15 protein-coding genes are annotated in these 14,308 nt (G+C 58.3%); all 15 read left to right on the top strand.

Translation table 11 applies throughout. The features are described 5' to 3' along the window. Window positions 1–130 precede the first annotated feature (130 nt). The 15 genes from acpP to nagZ all read left to right on the top strand — a co-directional run bounded on the left by acpP (window position 131) and on the right by nagZ (window position 14,268). Window positions 131–370, top strand: a complete 240-nt coding sequence (acpP, locus tag RSF91_RS09710; protein WP_003058049.1) for an acyl carrier protein — start codon at window positions 131–133, stop codon at window positions 368–370. 37 nt (window positions 371–407) lie between these two features. Continuing rightward, window positions 408–1,655, top strand: a complete 1,248-nt coding sequence (gene fabF, locus RSF91_RS09705; protein WP_332568224.1) for a beta-ketoacyl-ACP synthase II — start codon at window positions 408–410, stop codon at window positions 1,653–1,655. 150 nt (window positions 1,656–1,805) lie between these two features. After that, the gene (locus RSF91_RS09700) at window positions 1,806–2,297 is read left to right on the top strand and encodes a hypothetical protein (protein WP_332568223.1); all 492 of its coding nucleotides are present in this window, start codon (window positions 1,806–1,808) and stop codon (window positions 2,295–2,297) included. A 38-nt stretch (window positions 2,298–2,335) separates the two neighbouring features. Beyond that, complete coding sequence (gene rpoE / locus RSF91_RS09695) at window positions 2,336–2,965, top strand: RNA polymerase sigma factor RpoE (RefSeq protein ID WP_099738236.1); 630 nt, start codon at window positions 2,336–2,338, stop codon at window positions 2,963–2,965. Between the two features lie 27 nt (window positions 2,966–2,992). After that, window positions 2,993–3,760 carry a sigma-E factor negative regulatory protein gene (locus RSF91_RS09690; protein ID WP_332568222.1) on the top strand — a complete coding sequence of 256 codons (768 nt, stop codon included), beginning with the start codon at window positions 2,993–2,995 and terminating at the stop codon, window positions 3,758–3,760. 258 nt (window positions 3,761–4,018) lie between these two features. Further along, window positions 4,019–5,518, top strand: a complete 1,500-nt coding sequence (locus RSF91_RS09685) for a DegQ family serine endoprotease (protein WP_332568221.1) — start codon at window positions 4,019–4,021, stop codon at window positions 5,516–5,518. A gap of 425 nt (window positions 5,519–5,943) precedes the next feature. Further along, on the top strand, window positions 5,944–7,752 hold the full coding sequence (gene lepA, locus RSF91_RS09680) for a translation elongation factor 4 (protein ID WP_332568220.1): 1,809 nt from the start codon (window positions 5,944–5,946) through the stop codon (window positions 7,750–7,752). After that, complete coding sequence (gene lepB / locus RSF91_RS09675; protein WP_332568219.1) at window positions 7,752–8,729, top strand: signal peptidase I; 978 nt, start codon at window positions 7,752–7,754, stop codon at window positions 8,727–8,729. Before lepA ends, lepB begins: the two co-directional genes overlap by 1 nt. Before the next feature lie 83 nt (window positions 8,730–8,812). Continuing rightward, on the top strand, window positions 8,813–9,163 hold the full coding sequence (locus RSF91_RS09670) for a DUF4845 domain-containing protein (protein WP_099738233.1): 351 nt from the start codon (window positions 8,813–8,815) through the stop codon (window positions 9,161–9,163). A gap of 9 nt (window positions 9,164–9,172) precedes the next feature. After that, window positions 9,173–9,856: a ribonuclease III gene (rnc, locus tag RSF91_RS09665; protein WP_332568218.1), complete on the top strand. Its 684-nt coding sequence runs from the start codon at window positions 9,173–9,175 to the stop codon at window positions 9,854–9,856. Window positions 9,857–10,014: 158 nt separating this feature from the next. After that, window positions 10,015–10,956 carry a GTPase Era gene (era, locus tag RSF91_RS09660; protein WP_233210282.1) on the top strand — a complete coding sequence of 314 codons (942 nt, stop codon included), beginning with the start codon at window positions 10,015–10,017 and terminating at the stop codon, window positions 10,954–10,956. 91 nt (window positions 10,957–11,047) lie between these two features. Next, window positions 11,048–11,824: a DNA repair protein RecO gene (gene recO / locus RSF91_RS09655; protein WP_332568217.1), complete on the top strand. Its 777-nt coding sequence runs from the start codon at window positions 11,048–11,050 to the stop codon at window positions 11,822–11,824. Then, on the top strand, window positions 11,821–12,588 hold the full coding sequence (locus tag RSF91_RS09650; protein WP_332568216.1) for a pyridoxine 5'-phosphate synthase: 768 nt from the start codon (window positions 11,821–11,823) through the stop codon (window positions 12,586–12,588). Before recO ends, RSF91_RS09650 begins: the two co-directional genes overlap by 4 nt. 71 nt (window positions 12,589–12,659) lie before the next feature. Next, window positions 12,660–13,061 (top strand): holo-ACP synthase, encoded by a 402-nt coding sequence (gene acpS, locus RSF91_RS09645; RefSeq protein ID WP_332568215.1) that lies wholly within the window; start codon window positions 12,660–12,662, stop codon window positions 13,059–13,061. A 115-nt stretch (window positions 13,062–13,176) separates the two neighbouring features. Further along, entirely contained in the window at window positions 13,177–14,268 is a 1,092-nt protein-coding gene (gene nagZ / locus RSF91_RS09640) for a beta-N-acetylhexosaminidase (RefSeq protein ID WP_332568214.1), read from the top strand. The last annotated feature ends 40 nt before the right edge of the window (window positions 14,269–14,308 follow it).

The following is a 14,308-nucleotide window of genomic DNA, read 5'->3' as shown; positions in this document are numbered from 1 at the left end:
CACACCTGCTGCCAGAAGCTGAACACTTTTGCAAGTTCAGTGGCCGTGTCCTCGCGACGGCCTGCCGCCAAGGGGCTTCTCCCGAAACGGCTAGAATCGCGGGTTCATTCACAACCCCCTGAGGGAAACCATGAGCGATATCGAAGCACGTGTCAAAAAAATCATTGCTGAACAACTCGGCGTTGAAGAGTCTCAAGTAACCAACGAAAAGGCCTTCGTGGCTGACCTGGGCGCTGACTCCCTGGACACCGTGGAACTGGTGATGGCCCTGGAAGATGAATTCGGCATCGAGATCCCTGACGAAGACGCAGAGAAGATCACGACGGTGCAAAACGCCATCGACTACGCAAACACCCACCAAAAGGCCTAAGGGTCTTTTTTCAGCGATCAGTTAAAGGTTTGAACGCATGAGCCGTCGTCGCGTTGTCGTGACCGGTCTGGGTTGCATTTCCCCCGTGGGTAACACGGTGGGAGACGCCTGGGCCAATCTGTTGGCCGGCCAGTCCGGTATTGGTCTCATTTCCAAGTTCGATACGTCGAACTTCTCCTGCAAAATTGCGGGTGAGGTCAAGGGATTTGATGTGGAGAAGTACATGAGCGCGAAAGATGCGCGCACCATGGACAGCTTCATTCATTACGGTATCGCGGCTGCGGAGCAAGCCGTTTTAGACGCGGGCCTGCCTACGGGCGAAGCCCTGTCCGAAGACCTGGCCACACGCATTGCTTGCGTGATCGGCTCGGGTATCGGAGGTCTGCCGCTGATCGAGAACACTCACGCAGAACTGGCTGCGCGTGGCCCTCGCCGCGTTACGCCGTTCTTCGTGCCTGCTTCCATTATCAATATGGTGGCAGGGCATGTGTCCATGCGATTTGGCTTCAAGGGGCCGAATCTGTCGATCGTGACAGCCTGCACAACAGGTCTGCACTGCATCGGCGAAGGCGGACGCATGATTGAATACGGCGATGCTGACATCGTCGTGGCTGGTGGCACGGAAGCGACTGTGTCGCCTCTGGGCGTCGGTGGCTTTGCGGCCATGCGTGCGCTGTCTACGCGCAACGACGACCCCAAGGCTGCCTCACGTCCCTGGGACAAGGACCGCGATGGCTTTGTTCTCGGCGAAGGTGCCGGTGTGCTGGTGCTCGAAGAGTACGAACACGCCAAGGCCCGTGGTGCCAAGATTTACGCGGAGCTGTCTGGCTTTGGCATGAGTGCCGATGCTGGTCACATGACAGCTCCCAGCATGGACGGCCCCCGCCGCGCCATGCTCAACGCTTTGCGCAATGCTGGTGTGAACCAGGATCAGGTCAACTACCTGAATGCGCACGGCACATCGACCCCTCTGGGCGATACGAATGAGTCCAACGCCATCAAGGCGGCCATGGGCGAGTACGCTAAGAAGGGTCTGGTGGTCAGCTCGACCAAGTCCATGACAGGTCACCTGCTGGGTGGTGCTGGTGGTATTGAGAGCGTGTTCACCGTGATGGCTCTGTACGATCAGAAGATCCCGCCGACCATCAATCTGGACAATCAGGACCCTGATTGCGACCTGGACTACTGCGCCAATACAGCGCGGGACGCCAAGCTGGAAGTGGCTGTGAAGAACAACTTCGGCTTTGGTGGCACCAACGGTACGCTGGTCTTCAAGCGCATCTAAGCGATTCAATATCGTGGAGTCGTTCTGACGACTGCTCGATTGCACAAGCCCGCACAGCTCATGCCTTGCGGGCTTTGTTGTTTCTGCCCGGAACTTTGGCCGTGCTTTCCCTAGGCCAGGCAGCTGCAGAGGTTTTGCACACTGCTGGGTATGAGTGCCCGCTACCACGCCCCTGCCGTTGCCTATGACTTTGCCCGCCCGGCTTGGGCAGGGAGGGCGCTACTGCTGGTCTGGCTGGCATTGCTGGTGGCCATGCTGGTCTGGTGCTTTCAGCCGCAGGCAGGGTGGGGCAGGGAGCTGACAGCATTGGTGGCTTTGCTTGCACTGCTACTGGCCGCTGGGTTGCTGCGCAGCCAGTGGCAACGCTGGCCGCAAGGGAAGCTGCTGTGGAATGGCGAGCATTGGTCCATCGAGTCCGAGACGCTGTCAGTGGCGGAGTCACAGCCCGTGCAGCTTCGCATAGGACTGGATGGCGGCAGCTGGCTGTGGATGTACGTTTCAGATGTTTTGGTGCTCAAGCCTATGAGCAGCAAGCGCAAAGTGCTATGGATTTTTATGAGCCAGCAGCACAGCCCTGTGCAATGGGGAGACTTGCGGCGTGCGGTATATTCATCAGTCGTGCCGCTGGCAGAGCAGGGTTAGGCCCTTGCCGGTTATGGCAGCACGCCGCTTGGCACTTCATGACACCTCCCGATTTCCCCACACCTTCTGCAGACAGTGATCTGGCTCTCGTTGAACGAGCCAATGCTGGCGACACGAGGGCATTTGAACTGCTGGTCATCAAATACCAGCGCCGCATCGAGCGACTGGTGGGTCGTATGGTCCGGGATGTGGACCTGGTGCCTGATATTGCGCAGGAAACCTTTATCCGTGCCTACAAGGCCTTGCACCAATTTCGGGGCGAGGCGCAGTTCTACACCTGGCTGTACCGCATTGCCGTCAATACCGCCAAGAAGTCCTTGATGGAAATGCGCCGCTCGCCAGTGATCTCTGAGAGCGCGTTACACACTGGTAGTGACGATGATGAAACTTCTGTTCACAGACAGGAACTAATCACTCAGGAAACCCCGGAAACCGTGTTGGCGGCGCAAGAAATTGCACAAGCCGTCAATGCCGCCATGGATGCTTTGCCCGAGGATTTACGCCAGGCGGTTACGCTGCGCGAGATTGAAGGGCTAAGCTACGAGGAAATCGCCCAGGCGATGGATTGCCCCATTGGTACGGTGCGCTCGCGCATATTTCGGGCTCGTGAGGCGATTTCGGCAAGGGTCAAGCCCCTGCTGGAGCGCCAAGGTGGAAAGCGTTGGTAGTACATGCAAGATGAGCAGGTGAACTTCATGAATGACGATCTGATCAAGCGCGAGCAGCTCTCGGCCCTGGTGGATGGCGAAGCCTCTTCGTCCCATATGCAGGTTGTGCTTTCTTTTGCGGAAAGCGACGAAGGCCAGCAATCCTGGGGCATGTACCACCTGATTGGCGATGTTCTGCGCTCCCCGGAGCTGGCCCACCACAGTCAGCATGACATTTTGAGCAGCGTGCGAGCCCATATGGCGAGCGAGCCGATGAGAGTGATTCAGGGCATTCACCTGTCAGGTGTGACCTCTGATGGTCTGGAGCAAGTCACCGCCGCCGAGCAGCAGGGCCAGGCGCAGGCCAAGGTGGCCAACCTGCCTGCGCGCCAGGCGGCCAATGCTTCGGTCTTTCGCTGGAAGATGGCAGCGGGCTTTGCTTCCGTCGCTGCCGTTGCTGCTGTGGGCTGGGGTGTGATGCTGGCAGGCTCTGGTGGCTTGAACGACGGTCAAAGCGGTGCGCAACTGGCGGCAGCTAACCCGAATGTGGTGCTCGCATCCGCAGTCCCCATGGTTCCAAATGGCTTGATGTCGGCCACTTCCGCAGAGCAGGGCGTGGCCACTGCTCTGGATGCTGAAGCTCAGTCTTCGACGGCAGTCGCGGTTGCTGGCCCCAATGGCCAGACCGTGATGCTGCGCGATTCGCGGCTGGATGAGTTGCTGGCCGCCCACCCCCAATACAGCAGTGCCCCCAATTTGCAGATGCCGGCCAGTTTTTTGCGCAACGCCAGCTTTGCGACGGCAACACGCCATTGATGTGGAATAAGTGAGCTTGATTTAAAGCCTTTTTGGCTTCAAGCTCAAGCAGGATATGCGTAAGCAGCTATTGATTTTGTGCGGCTTGCCTGTAACGATGGAATATTCCACAGCGACCTTCATGCAGCCAGACGTTTGCTGCGGCTGATGGCTTTTGCTACAAAGAGTGTTTGAATAGCACTCTTTGGCTTTTTTCATGGGTCTGAGTCTTTGGTTTCAGGCCCGGTTTGTCAGACGACTTGAACAAGGATAACAACGATGCGCACACCAGCCTGGATGACGCTCAAATCCCGTGTTTCGGCCACCGCACTGGCCAGCGCCCTGACAGTGGCCGCTGCTGCAGGCGTGGCCGTTTTTCCCGTCACTGCAGCGCATGCGCAAAGCGCTGGAGCGGTGCGAGGCCTGCCGGACTTTACGGATCTGGTCGATCAGGTCGGCCCATCGGTCGTCAACATTCGTACGCTGGAGAAAGTCTCCAACAACGCTGGCGAAGCGCTGGGCATGGATGAAGACATGCTGGAGTTCTTCCGCCGCTTTGGCCTCCCTGTGCCCAAAGTGCCGGGTGGACGCGCTCCTAAGGGGGGACAGACTGAAGAAGAGCAGCCTCGCGGCGTAGGCTCGGGCTTTGTGCTCACGTCCGATGGCTATGTGATGACCAACGCCCACGTGGTTGAAGGCGCTGACGACGTAATCGTCACGCTGACCGATAAGCGCGAGTTCAAGGCAAAAATCGTGGGCTCAGACAAGCGCACCGATGTGGCCGTGGTCAAGATCGATGCCAAAAACCTGCCCGCCGTGAAGATTGGCGATGTGAGCAAGCTGCGCGTGGGCGAATGGGTCATGGCCATCGGCTCACCCTTTGGGCTGGAGAACTCGGTTACGGCTGGCATTGTCTCGGCCAAGCAGCGCGACACGGGCGACTACTTGCCCTTTATCCAGACTGACGTGGCCATCAATCCCGGTAACTCGGGCGGTCCGCTGATCAATATGCGTGGTGAGGTGGTGGGCATCAATAGCCAGATTTACTCGCGCTCTGGCGGTTTTATGGGCATCAGCTTTGCGATTCCCGTGGATGAGGCCATTCGTGTCAGCGAGCAGTTGCGTACCGCCGGCAAAGTGACGCGTGGCCGTATTGGCGTGCAGATTGGCCCTGTGACCAAGGAGGTGGCCGAGTCCATTGGCCTTGGCAAGCCCGAAGGCGCACTGGTGTCGGCGGTTGAGCCTGACTCGCCATCTGCCAAGGCAGGGGTCGAGCCCGGTGACGTGATTACCAAGTTCGACGGCAAGGCCATCGAAAAGGTGTCCGACCTGCCGCGCATGGTGGGCAATACCAAGCCCGGCACCAAGAGCACGATTACCGTGCTGCGCCGTGGCAAGCTCAAGGAGTTGAGCATGGTGATTGCCGAAGTGCCCTCTGACGAAGCGGTCAAGACCAAGGCGGGCAGTGGCGGCAACAGCAAGACTCCCCAAGGCGTGCTGGAAAATAAATCTCTGGGCCTGACCTTGAGCGAGCTGACGTCGGCACAGAAGAAGGAACTCTCCGTCAAGGGCGGTGTGCGCGTGACGGCTGCGGTCGATGCTGCTGCGCGTGCAGGCCTGCGCGAAGGCGATGTAATCCTGCAACTGGCCAATGCCGAAGTGTCTGACCTCAAGAGCTTTGAGGCGGCCTGGGCCAAGGCGGACAAGTCCAAGCCCGTGAATGTGCTGGTGCGCCGAGGCGACTGGGCGCAGTACGTGCTGATTCGTCCCTCTAAGTAAGGTCACCCAAAAGCAGCAGGTCTGGCTGTCATTTCATGATCTGGAATGGCCGCAAGACCTGCACCTGCAAGTGCCCCTATGCCATTGGGTAGAATCCATGCCAAATGCATGGTGGTTGGACGCAAAAAACTGCGCTGATAAGCGGTTTTCAAGCGGTGCAAAAGCCCTTGCAATCTCCGGCTGCTAAAAGGTGATCGGCGTTTTCTGAATTGTGAATAAACTGTTAGTAAATGAAGTTGAAAATCACAAACCGAAAATTGTCAAGCCTTGCTGGGTCTTGGTTTGCGGCCAGTTTTGCCTACAATGAAGTCCCAACTATCGCAGTTGCCAGAGATTGTTGGTTAAGGGCGCGCCGCTGAGGGACGCGCCCTTTTTTCTTGCGTCTGCCAACCACCTTTTTTCAATTCAAGCTGTCTTTCTCGTTGATGAATCACATCCGTAATTTCTCCATCATTGCGCACATTGACCATGGCAAGTCCACGCTGGCGGACCGCCTGATCCAGCGCTGCGGCGGTCTCGCCGACCGCGATATGGAAGCCCAAGTGCTGGACTCGATGGACATCGAGAAAGAGCGCGGCATTACCATCAAGGCGCAGACCGCAGCTCTGCAGTACAAGGCCAAGGACGGCAACGTCTACAACCTGAACCTGATCGATACCCCCGGTCACGTGGACTTCTCGTATGAAGTGTCGCGTTCGCTGTCCGCCTGTGAAGGTGGTCTGCTGGTAGTCGATGCCTCGCAAGGTGTGGAAGCCCAGACCGTGGCCAATTGCTACACCGCGCTTGATCTGGGTGTGGAAGTGTTTGCCGTGCTGAACAAGATGGATCTGCCCAACGCCGATCCAGACAACGCCAAGGCCGAGATCGAAGACGTGATCGGCATTGATGCGACGGATGCCATTCCTTGCTCGGCTAAGACCGGCATGGGCATCGACGAGATTCTGGAAGCCATTGTGGCCAAGGTGCCTGCCCCCAAGGGCAACCCTGATGCTCCGCTGCGCGCCATGATCGTGGACAGCTGGTTTGACCCCTATGTGGGCGTCGTGATGCTGGTGCGCGTGGTCGACGGTCAGCTCAAGAAGGGCGAGCGCTTCAAGATGATGGCCACAGGCGCAGCCTATGAAGCCAACAACATCGGCGTGTTCACCCCAGCCACCCAGCCGCGCGATGCGCTCAAGGCTGGTGAAGTAGGCTACATCATTGCAGGCATCAAGGAGCTGAAGGCCGCCAAGGTGGGCGATACCGTCACTCTGGAAAAGAAGCTGCCGAACAACCTGGGTCCAGCCGAGAAGGCCCTGCCGGGCTTCAAGGAAGTCAAGCCTCAGGTGTTCGCGGGTCTGTACCCCACCGAAGCCTCTGAATATGACCAGTTGCGTGACGCACTGGAAAAGCTGCAGCTCAATGATGCTGCGCTGCAATACGAGCCCGAAGTCTCGCAAGCGCTGGGCTTTGGCTTCCGCTGCGGCTTCTTGGGCCTGCTGCACATGGAAATCGTGCAGGAACGTCTGGAGCGCGAGTTCGATCAGGACCTTATCACCACCGCCCCCAGCGTTGTGTACGAAGTGGTCAAGGCCGATGGTGAAGTCATTCAGGTGGAGAACCCATCCAAGATGCCCGACCAAGGCCGCATGGAGGAAATCCGCGAGCCCATCGTGACCGTGCATCTGTACATGCCGCAAGACTATGTGGGCCCGGTAATGACGCTGGCCAACCAGAAGCGTGGCATCCAGAAGAACATGGCTTATCACGGTCGTCAGGTCATGCTGACCTATGAAATGCCTCTGGGTGAAATCGTGCTGGACTTCTTTGACAAGCTCAAATCGGTCTCGCGCGGTTATGCCTCCATGGACTATGAGTTCCTGGAGTACCGCACCTCTGATGTGGTCAAGGTCGACATCTTGCTCAACAGCGAAAAAGTCGATGCTCTGTCCATCATCGTTCACCGCTCGCAGGCTACTTTCCGTGGTCGTGCGGTGGTGGCCAAGATGCGCGAAATTATCAGCCGCCAGATGTTTGACGTGGCCATTCAGGCTGCCATTGGCGCCAACATCATTGCGCGTGAAACCGTCAAGGCCATGCGCAAGAACGTGCTGGCCAAGTGCTACGGCGGCGACGTCTCGCGTAAGCGCAAGCTGCTGGAAAAGCAGAAGGCCGGTAAGAAGCGCATGAAGCAAATTGGCTCGGTCGAAGTCCCGCAAGAAGCCTTCCTGGCCATTTTGCAAGTGGAGGATTGATGCAAGTCATTCAGTGGATCACGGCTGCCATCCTGGCGGCGTTTGTAGGCTACATCGCTGCCTGGTACACGGGTTCCATCGAAGGCAACTTCGCGCTACTGCTGTTTCTGGCAACGGTGGTGACCGGTGTGTACTGGTTGGCGGAACGCTTTTACTTCTGGCCCAAGCGTCGCGCTGCTGCGGTTGCGCTGGAGCAGGCGGTGATTGAGCGCCGTGCCGAGCTGGATCGCATGGGCATCGCCAAGACGGATATTGAAGTCTCGGAAGAGGCCAAGGGCCGCATCTTGATGCAGCCCTGGTGGCTGGACTGGACAGCAGGCCTGTTCCCGGTGATTGCCATCGTCTTCGTGCTGCGCTCGTTCTTGTTTGAGCCCTTCAAGATCCCTTCGGGCTCCATGATCCCGACGCTGATGGTGGGTGACCTGATCCTGGTGAACAAGTTCACCTACGGCGTCCGTCTGCCCGTCATCAACAAGAAGATCACCGAAGGCAACAAGCCCCAGCGTGGCGATGTGATGGTGTTCCGTTACCCACCCCAGCCTACGCTCGATTACATCAAGCGTGTGGTGGGTGTGCCCGGTGATGAAGTGGCTTATATCAACAAGCGCCTGAGCATCAATGGCAAGGAACTGCCCACCCGCGAGCTGCCAGATTTTCTGGATCGTGACGTGATGCGTTACTTCAAACAGTTTGAAGAAACCCTGGGTGAGAAGCCGCACAACGTCATCGTCAACAACGATGTGCCCGGTTTCATTCAAGGTACAAGCGATTTCGCCTTTAAGGAAAACTGCCGCTACAGCGTGGAAGGCGTGACCTGCAAAGTACCCGAAGGCCATTACTTCATGATGGGCGACAACCGCGATAACTCGCTGGATTCTCGTTACTGGGGCTTTGTGCCGGACAAGAACATCGTGGGCAAGGCTTTCTTTGTCTGGATGAACTTTGGTGATCTGGGCCGTATTGGCCGCTTTCACTAAGCGCTAGCTAAGCTCTGGTATTCGTTTCGACAATTTTCTGGGATGAGCGGGTCGATACATTCCCGCCTAAAGAGGAGAAAAGTATGAAGAATCTTGCATTGCGTTCGCGTCAGCGTGGCCTGTCCTTCATCGGTCTGGTGTTTCTCGTGGCCATCATCGTCTCGGTGGTGGCAATTGGCGCACAATCGGTGCCCGTCTTCCTCGAGTATCAAGCCATCACCAAGGCAGCCAACAAGGCCGCCGCTGAAGGCAATACCGTGGCGGAAGTCAAAGCCGCATTTGATCGCTCAGCAGCCATTGATGATTTCAAGTCAGTTACGGGCAACGATTTGAATGTGACCAAGGTCAACGACAAGATCGTGGTGGGCTTTGAATATTCCCGTGAAATTCCTCTGGCAGGCCCTGCCTTCCTTGTTTACCGTTTCAAGAAATAGTCCTTTCAGGTGGAACCTGCTCTAGTCGCACTGCAGCAAAGGCTGCAACACCAATTTTCCAATCTGGCCCTGCTGCAGCGTGCGGTAACGCACCGCAGCTTTTCGGCTGACAACAACGAACGCCTGGAGTTTCTGGGCGACTCGGTGCTCAGCCTCGCTATCTCCAGCTTGCTGTATGCCAAGCTGGCATCTATGCCCGAAGGCGATCTCTCGCGCGTTCGGGCTAATCTCGTCAAAGAAGGCACGCTGCACAAGATTGCGCTGCAGCTGCAATTGCCCGGGCTTTTGCGTCTGGGTGAGGGCGAATCCAAGTCGGGCGGCAAGCAGCGCCCCTCCATCCTGGCAGATGCTGTAGAAGCGCTGATTGGCGCTGTCTATCTGGATGCTGGATTTTCCGCAGGCGAGAAAGTCGTCCACCACCTCTTTGAGGGCGTGGACATCAACCCCCACATGCGTGCGGCTGAAAAAGACCCTAAGACCGCACTGCAAGAGTTGTTGCAAGGCAAGCGCATGAAGCTGCCGCAATACGATGTGGTGGAAATCAGTGGCGCGGCGCACAAGCAGATCTTTACGGTCGCGTGCACCATTGCCGAATGGAATATTAAAGCCCAGGGGACGGGAGTATCCCGCCGTATGGGCGAGCAGGCAGCAGCTGCTGCCGTGCTGGACCAATTGAAAGCCAAAAATCCATGACCGATGCTGCTAAGAAAAAGATAGCAGGCACCGTAGGTGCATCAAACGCTAAGCCCTTGAAAGGGCCTAAGGCTGTTTCTACCGATATCAGCGACCCTAGCCTTGACTACATCAGCGAAATGCTGGCGGCAGCCAAGCCTGGCAGCGCTCCTACTGTGATGCGCGAGGAAGAGTCGGCTGAGCCTGCTCGCGTTTACGCGCCTGAAGAGCAGCGCTGCGGCCTGATCGCCATTGTGGGCAAGCCCAACGTGGGCAAGTCCACACTGATGAACGCGCTGGTCGGCCAGAAGGTCTCGATTACCTCGCGCAAGGCACAGACCACGCGTCACCGCATTACCGGTATCCGTACCAAGGACGATACGCAGTTCGTTTTTGTGGATACGCCCGGTTTTCAGACCAAGCACTCCACCGCTCTCAACAAGTCGCTGAACAAGACGGTGCTAGGCGCGATTGGTGATGTGGACCTGATCTTGTTCGTGGTCGAAGCAGGCAGCTTCACCCCGGCGGATGCCAAGGTACTGAGCCTGTTCAAGCCTGGCATTCCCACGCTGCTGATTGCCAACAAGCTGGACACCGTGGGCCGTCGCCATGAGGTGGCGCCTTGGCTCAAGGACATGCAGGAGCGTCATCCTTTTGCTGAGTTCGTGCCCATGTCGGCCAAGAACAAAAAAGATGTCGAACGCATGTTCGGTATCTGCTCCAAGTACTTGCCACAGCAGGAATGGTTCTACGGTGAAGACGAGCTGACCGACCGCAGCGAGAAGTTCCTGGCTTCTGAAACCCTGCGCGAGAAGCTCTTCCGCTTTACCGGCGATGAGCTGCCTTACACCTCCACGGTCGTCATCGACAAGTTCGAGGAAGAGCCCAGCCCCAAGTTTGGTCGCTTTATGCGCATCGCCGCCACCATCGTGGTTGAGCGCGACGGCCACAAGGCCATGGTGATTGGTCAGGGTGGCGAGCGCCTCAAGCGCATCTCTACCGAAACTCGCCAAGATCTGGAAAAGATTCTGGACGCGAAGGTGTTCCTGGAAGTCTGGGTCAAGGTCAAGTCTGGCTGGGCGGATGATGAGGCCCGTGTCAAATCCTTCGGCTATGAGTGATTGCCTTGCGGCTCAGTGAAGACTGCGCTGCAAGCTATCATTTCCGAACCAAGGCCTCTGCTGAGGCCTTTTCTTTTTTCTCAAGCACTCCGTGGCAGCCAAACGCGTCAGCGACGAACCCGCATACATCCTGCACCAGTACGACTGGAGCGAATCCAGCCTGATTCTGGAGGTGTTCACGCGCCATCGCGGGCGCGTGGCGCTGGCGGCCAAGGGCGTCAAGCGCCATACCTCCAACTTTCGCCCCGTGCTGCTGCCGTTGCAGCCGCTGAAGCTCAACTACACGCTGGGCGCGGAGGGCAATGCCGAAATTCACTCGCTCAAAGGTGCGGAGTGGGTAGGCGGCCATGTCATGCCGCAGGGCGATGCGCTGTGGTCTGGCATGTATCTCAACGAGCTGCTGCTGCGCCTGCTGGCGCGCGACGACCCATATGCGGCGCTGTTTGATATTTACGCTGGTGTGGTGCGCGTGCTGGCCGGCCAGCACGGCGGTACTACCGATGCCATAGAGCCGGTGCTGCGTGCCTTTGAACTGGTACTGCTGCGCGAGCTGGGCCATTTGCCTGATCTGACGCAGGAAAGCGCCACGCTCAGCCAAGTCAATACTGCTTTGCGCTACACACTGGTGGCTGATGGCGGGCTGCGCCAGGCCTCTGAATTCGAGCGCGCGGCGCTTACCGGCATACAGTGGCAGAGCATAGAGCTGGCGCTGCAGACCGATCAGCCCTTTCCCCGCACCCTCAAGGCGCTGGCTGAGCCCGAAGTGGCTCAGGCCCTGAAGCCGCAATTGCGCAATCTTCTGCAATACCATTGCGGCTCGACAATGCTGCGCACCCGCCAGCTGATGATGGATTTGCAATCGCTATGAACCACTCTGCCTCTCCGCGCACCGCGCTTTCAGTCAATGTCAACAAGGTGGCGCTGCTGCGCAATACCCGCCATCTGGGTATTCCGTCGGTCACACGCGCGGCGCAAATCTGTCTGGAAGCCGGGGCGCAGGGCATTACCATCCACCCCCGTCCTGACGAGCGCCATATCCGCGCGCAAGACGTGTTTGATCTGCAGGAACTGCTCAAGAGCTGGCCCCAGGCCGAGTTCAATATTGAGGGCAACCCCACGCAGAACCTGATGGATTTCATCCGTCAGACGCGTCCGCATCAGGCCACTTTTGTGCCTGACAGCGAAGAGCAGTTCACCAGCGACCATGGCTGGGCCTTCCCGCAGGATGCCGAGCGTTTGAAGCCTCTGATCGCCGAATGCAAGGCGCTGGGTGTGCGCGTCAGCCTGTTCATGGATCCTGTCCCTGAACAAATGGCTGCCGCCAAAGCCGTGGGTGCTGACCGCGTGGAGCTGTATACCGAGCCCTTTGCTGCCAACTGGGGCAAGGCTGACCAAGAGCTGCAACTGCAAACCTACGCCAAGGCCGCGCAGGCTGCGCTGGATGTGGGGCTGGGAATCAACGCTGGTCACGATCTGAATCGCGACAACCTGGCTGCCTTTGTGGCGCGCGTGCCGGGCCTAGCCGAAGTGTCGATTGGTCACGCCCTGATTGCCGATGCGCTGGAGCTGGGTTATGCCGAAACCGTAAAGGCCTATCAGGCCTGCATCGACGCGGGTATGGCGACCAAGTAATCCTGAAACCATAGCTGCCAGCGCTTGATGAATAAGCGCTTGAGCCATTTTTGGCTCATAAGGAGTAAAGCATGATCTACGGCATAGGTACGGATATCTGCGACGTGCGCCGCATTCGCGCGAGTCTGGAAAAGCATGGCGAGCGCTTTGCCAAAAAGATTCTGGCCGATGGGGAGCTGGCGACCTGGAAGGCCCGCAGCGAGCGCTGGCCCGAGCGCGGCATTCGCTATATGGCCACGCGCTTTTCGGCCAAAGAGGCATTTAGCAAGGCGATTGGCATGGGCATTGTCATGCCCATGACCTGGCGGCATTGCGAGGTCATCAAACTGCCCAGCGGCCAGCCGGCCATTCGCCTGCATGGCGCACTCAAAGAGTGGTTTGAAAAAAACAATCTGACCGTGCACCTGTCGGTCACGGATGAAAGCGACTACGCAGCCAGTTTCTGCGTTGTTGAAAAAATGTCTCCCCCCTGAGCCGCTTTGCGGCTTCCCCTCAAGGGGACAGCCACCTTTGCTGCGGGGCGGCCCTTGCTGGTGGCCTCTGGTTTTGATCAGGGAAGCCTTTAAGTTCACTTTGTTAGAAGTATTCATGAGCATGCACGCCCCTCTCATCATCGATATTGCAGGTACGTCCCTCACCGATGTCGACCGCGCCCGTCTGGCCCACCCACTGGTGGGCGGCATCATCCTCTTCAAGCGCAACTGGGAAGACCGCAGCGCGCTGGTCCAGCTGTGCGCTGACATCAAGGCCGTCAAGCCTGACTTGCTGATCAGCGTCGACCACGAAGGCGGCCGCGTGCAGCGCTTCCGTACCGATGGCTTTACCCACATTCCGCCCATGCGCGCCTTTGGCGAGATGTGGATGGATGACGGCAAGGGCAAAAAGCACCGCGAAGGCAGCGGCGCCATGCGCGCCATGAACGCCGCCACGGCGGCGGGCTATGTGCTGGGAACGGAGTTGCGCGCCTGCGGCGTGGATTTCAGCTTCACGCCCGTGCTGGACCTGGACTATGGCGAATCCTCGGTCATCGGCGACCGCAGCTTTCACCGCGACCCGCGCGTGGTGGCAGCCCTGGCCAAGAGCCTGATGCACGGCCTGCTGCAAGCGGGCATGGGCAATTGCGGCAAGCATTTCCCCGGCCACGGCTTTGTGAAGGCCGATTCGCATGTCGATATCCCTGTCGACAAGCGCAGCCTGAGCGCCATTCTTGATGAAGATGCTGCCCCATACCCGTGGCTGAGCAGCGTGCTCACCGCGGTGATGCCCGCCCATGTCATCTACCCCAAGGTGGACAAGCGCCCCGCAGGCTTTAGCGAGAAATGGCTCAAAGATATTTTGCGCAGCCGCCTGCGCTATGACGGAGCCATCTTCAGCGATGACCTGAGCATGGAAGGCGCGCGCCGTATCAATGGCGAGCTGATCAGCTTTACCGATGCCGCGCTGGCCGCGCTGAACGCGGGCTGCGACATGGTGCTGCTGTGCAATCAGAGCCTGGGCTTTGGCGAGCATGTGGATGAATTGCTGGACGGCATGGGTGCTGCGCTGCGTGATGGCCGCTGGCTGCCCGACGAAGACAGCGAATCGCGCCGCCTGTCGCTGTTGCCCGATACCGAACCTCAGGCATGGGGCGACTTGATGCGTCAGCCTGCTTATCTGGATGCGCTGAATCAGCTGCCCTGATTCACGATCAACAGGCCCGCCCCCACATCCGCTGCAAGCT

Origin of the sequence: Comamonas sp. (assembly GCF_036643215.1) — a bacterium.
In the GTDB taxonomy this organism is placed as follows: Bacteria; Pseudomonadota; Gammaproteobacteria; order Burkholderiales; family Burkholderiaceae_C; genus Comamonas.
The sequence above is the reverse complement of the archived record's forward strand: the minus strand, read 5'-3'. Positions and strand labels throughout refer to the sequence as shown.

What these genes read in the sequence shown, in the direction of transcription:
- acpP (WP_003058049.1), top strand. Translation starts at nt 131, where the DNA reads ATGAGCGATATCGAAGCACGTGTCAAAAAAATCATTGCTGAACAACTC.
- fabF (WP_332568224.1), top strand. Translation starts at nt 408, where the DNA reads ATGAGCCGTCGTCGCGTTGTCGTGACCGGTCTGGGTTGCATTTCCCCC.
- RSF91_RS09700 (WP_332568223.1), top strand. Translation starts at nt 1,806, where the DNA reads ATGAGTGCCCGCTACCACGCCCCTGCCGTTGCCTATGACTTTGCCCGC.
- rpoE (WP_099738236.1), top strand. Translation starts at nt 2,336, where the DNA reads ATGACACCTCCCGATTTCCCCACACCTTCTGCAGACAGTGATCTGGCT.
- RSF91_RS09690 (WP_332568222.1), top strand. Translation starts at nt 2,993, where the DNA reads ATGAATGACGATCTGATCAAGCGCGAGCAGCTCTCGGCCCTGGTGGAT.
- RSF91_RS09685 (WP_332568221.1), top strand. Translation starts at nt 4,019, where the DNA reads ATGCGCACACCAGCCTGGATGACGCTCAAATCCCGTGTTTCGGCCACC.
- lepA (WP_332568220.1), top strand. Translation starts at nt 5,944, where the DNA reads ATGAATCACATCCGTAATTTCTCCATCATTGCGCACATTGACCATGGC.
- lepB (WP_332568219.1), top strand. Translation starts at nt 7,752, where the DNA reads ATGCAAGTCATTCAGTGGATCACGGCTGCCATCCTGGCGGCGTTTGTA.
- RSF91_RS09670 (WP_099738233.1), top strand. Translation starts at nt 8,813, where the DNA reads ATGAAGAATCTTGCATTGCGTTCGCGTCAGCGTGGCCTGTCCTTCATC.
- era (WP_233210282.1), top strand. Translation starts at nt 10,015, where the DNA reads ATGCGCGAGGAAGAGTCGGCTGAGCCTGCTCGCGTTTACGCGCCTGAA.
- RSF91_RS09650 (WP_332568216.1), top strand. Translation starts at nt 11,821, where the DNA reads ATGAACCACTCTGCCTCTCCGCGCACCGCGCTTTCAGTCAATGTCAAC.
- acpS (WP_332568215.1), top strand. Translation starts at nt 12,660, where the DNA reads ATGATCTACGGCATAGGTACGGATATCTGCGACGTGCGCCGCATTCGC.
- nagZ (WP_332568214.1), top strand. Translation starts at nt 13,177, where the DNA reads ATGAGCATGCACGCCCCTCTCATCATCGATATTGCAGGTACGTCCCTC.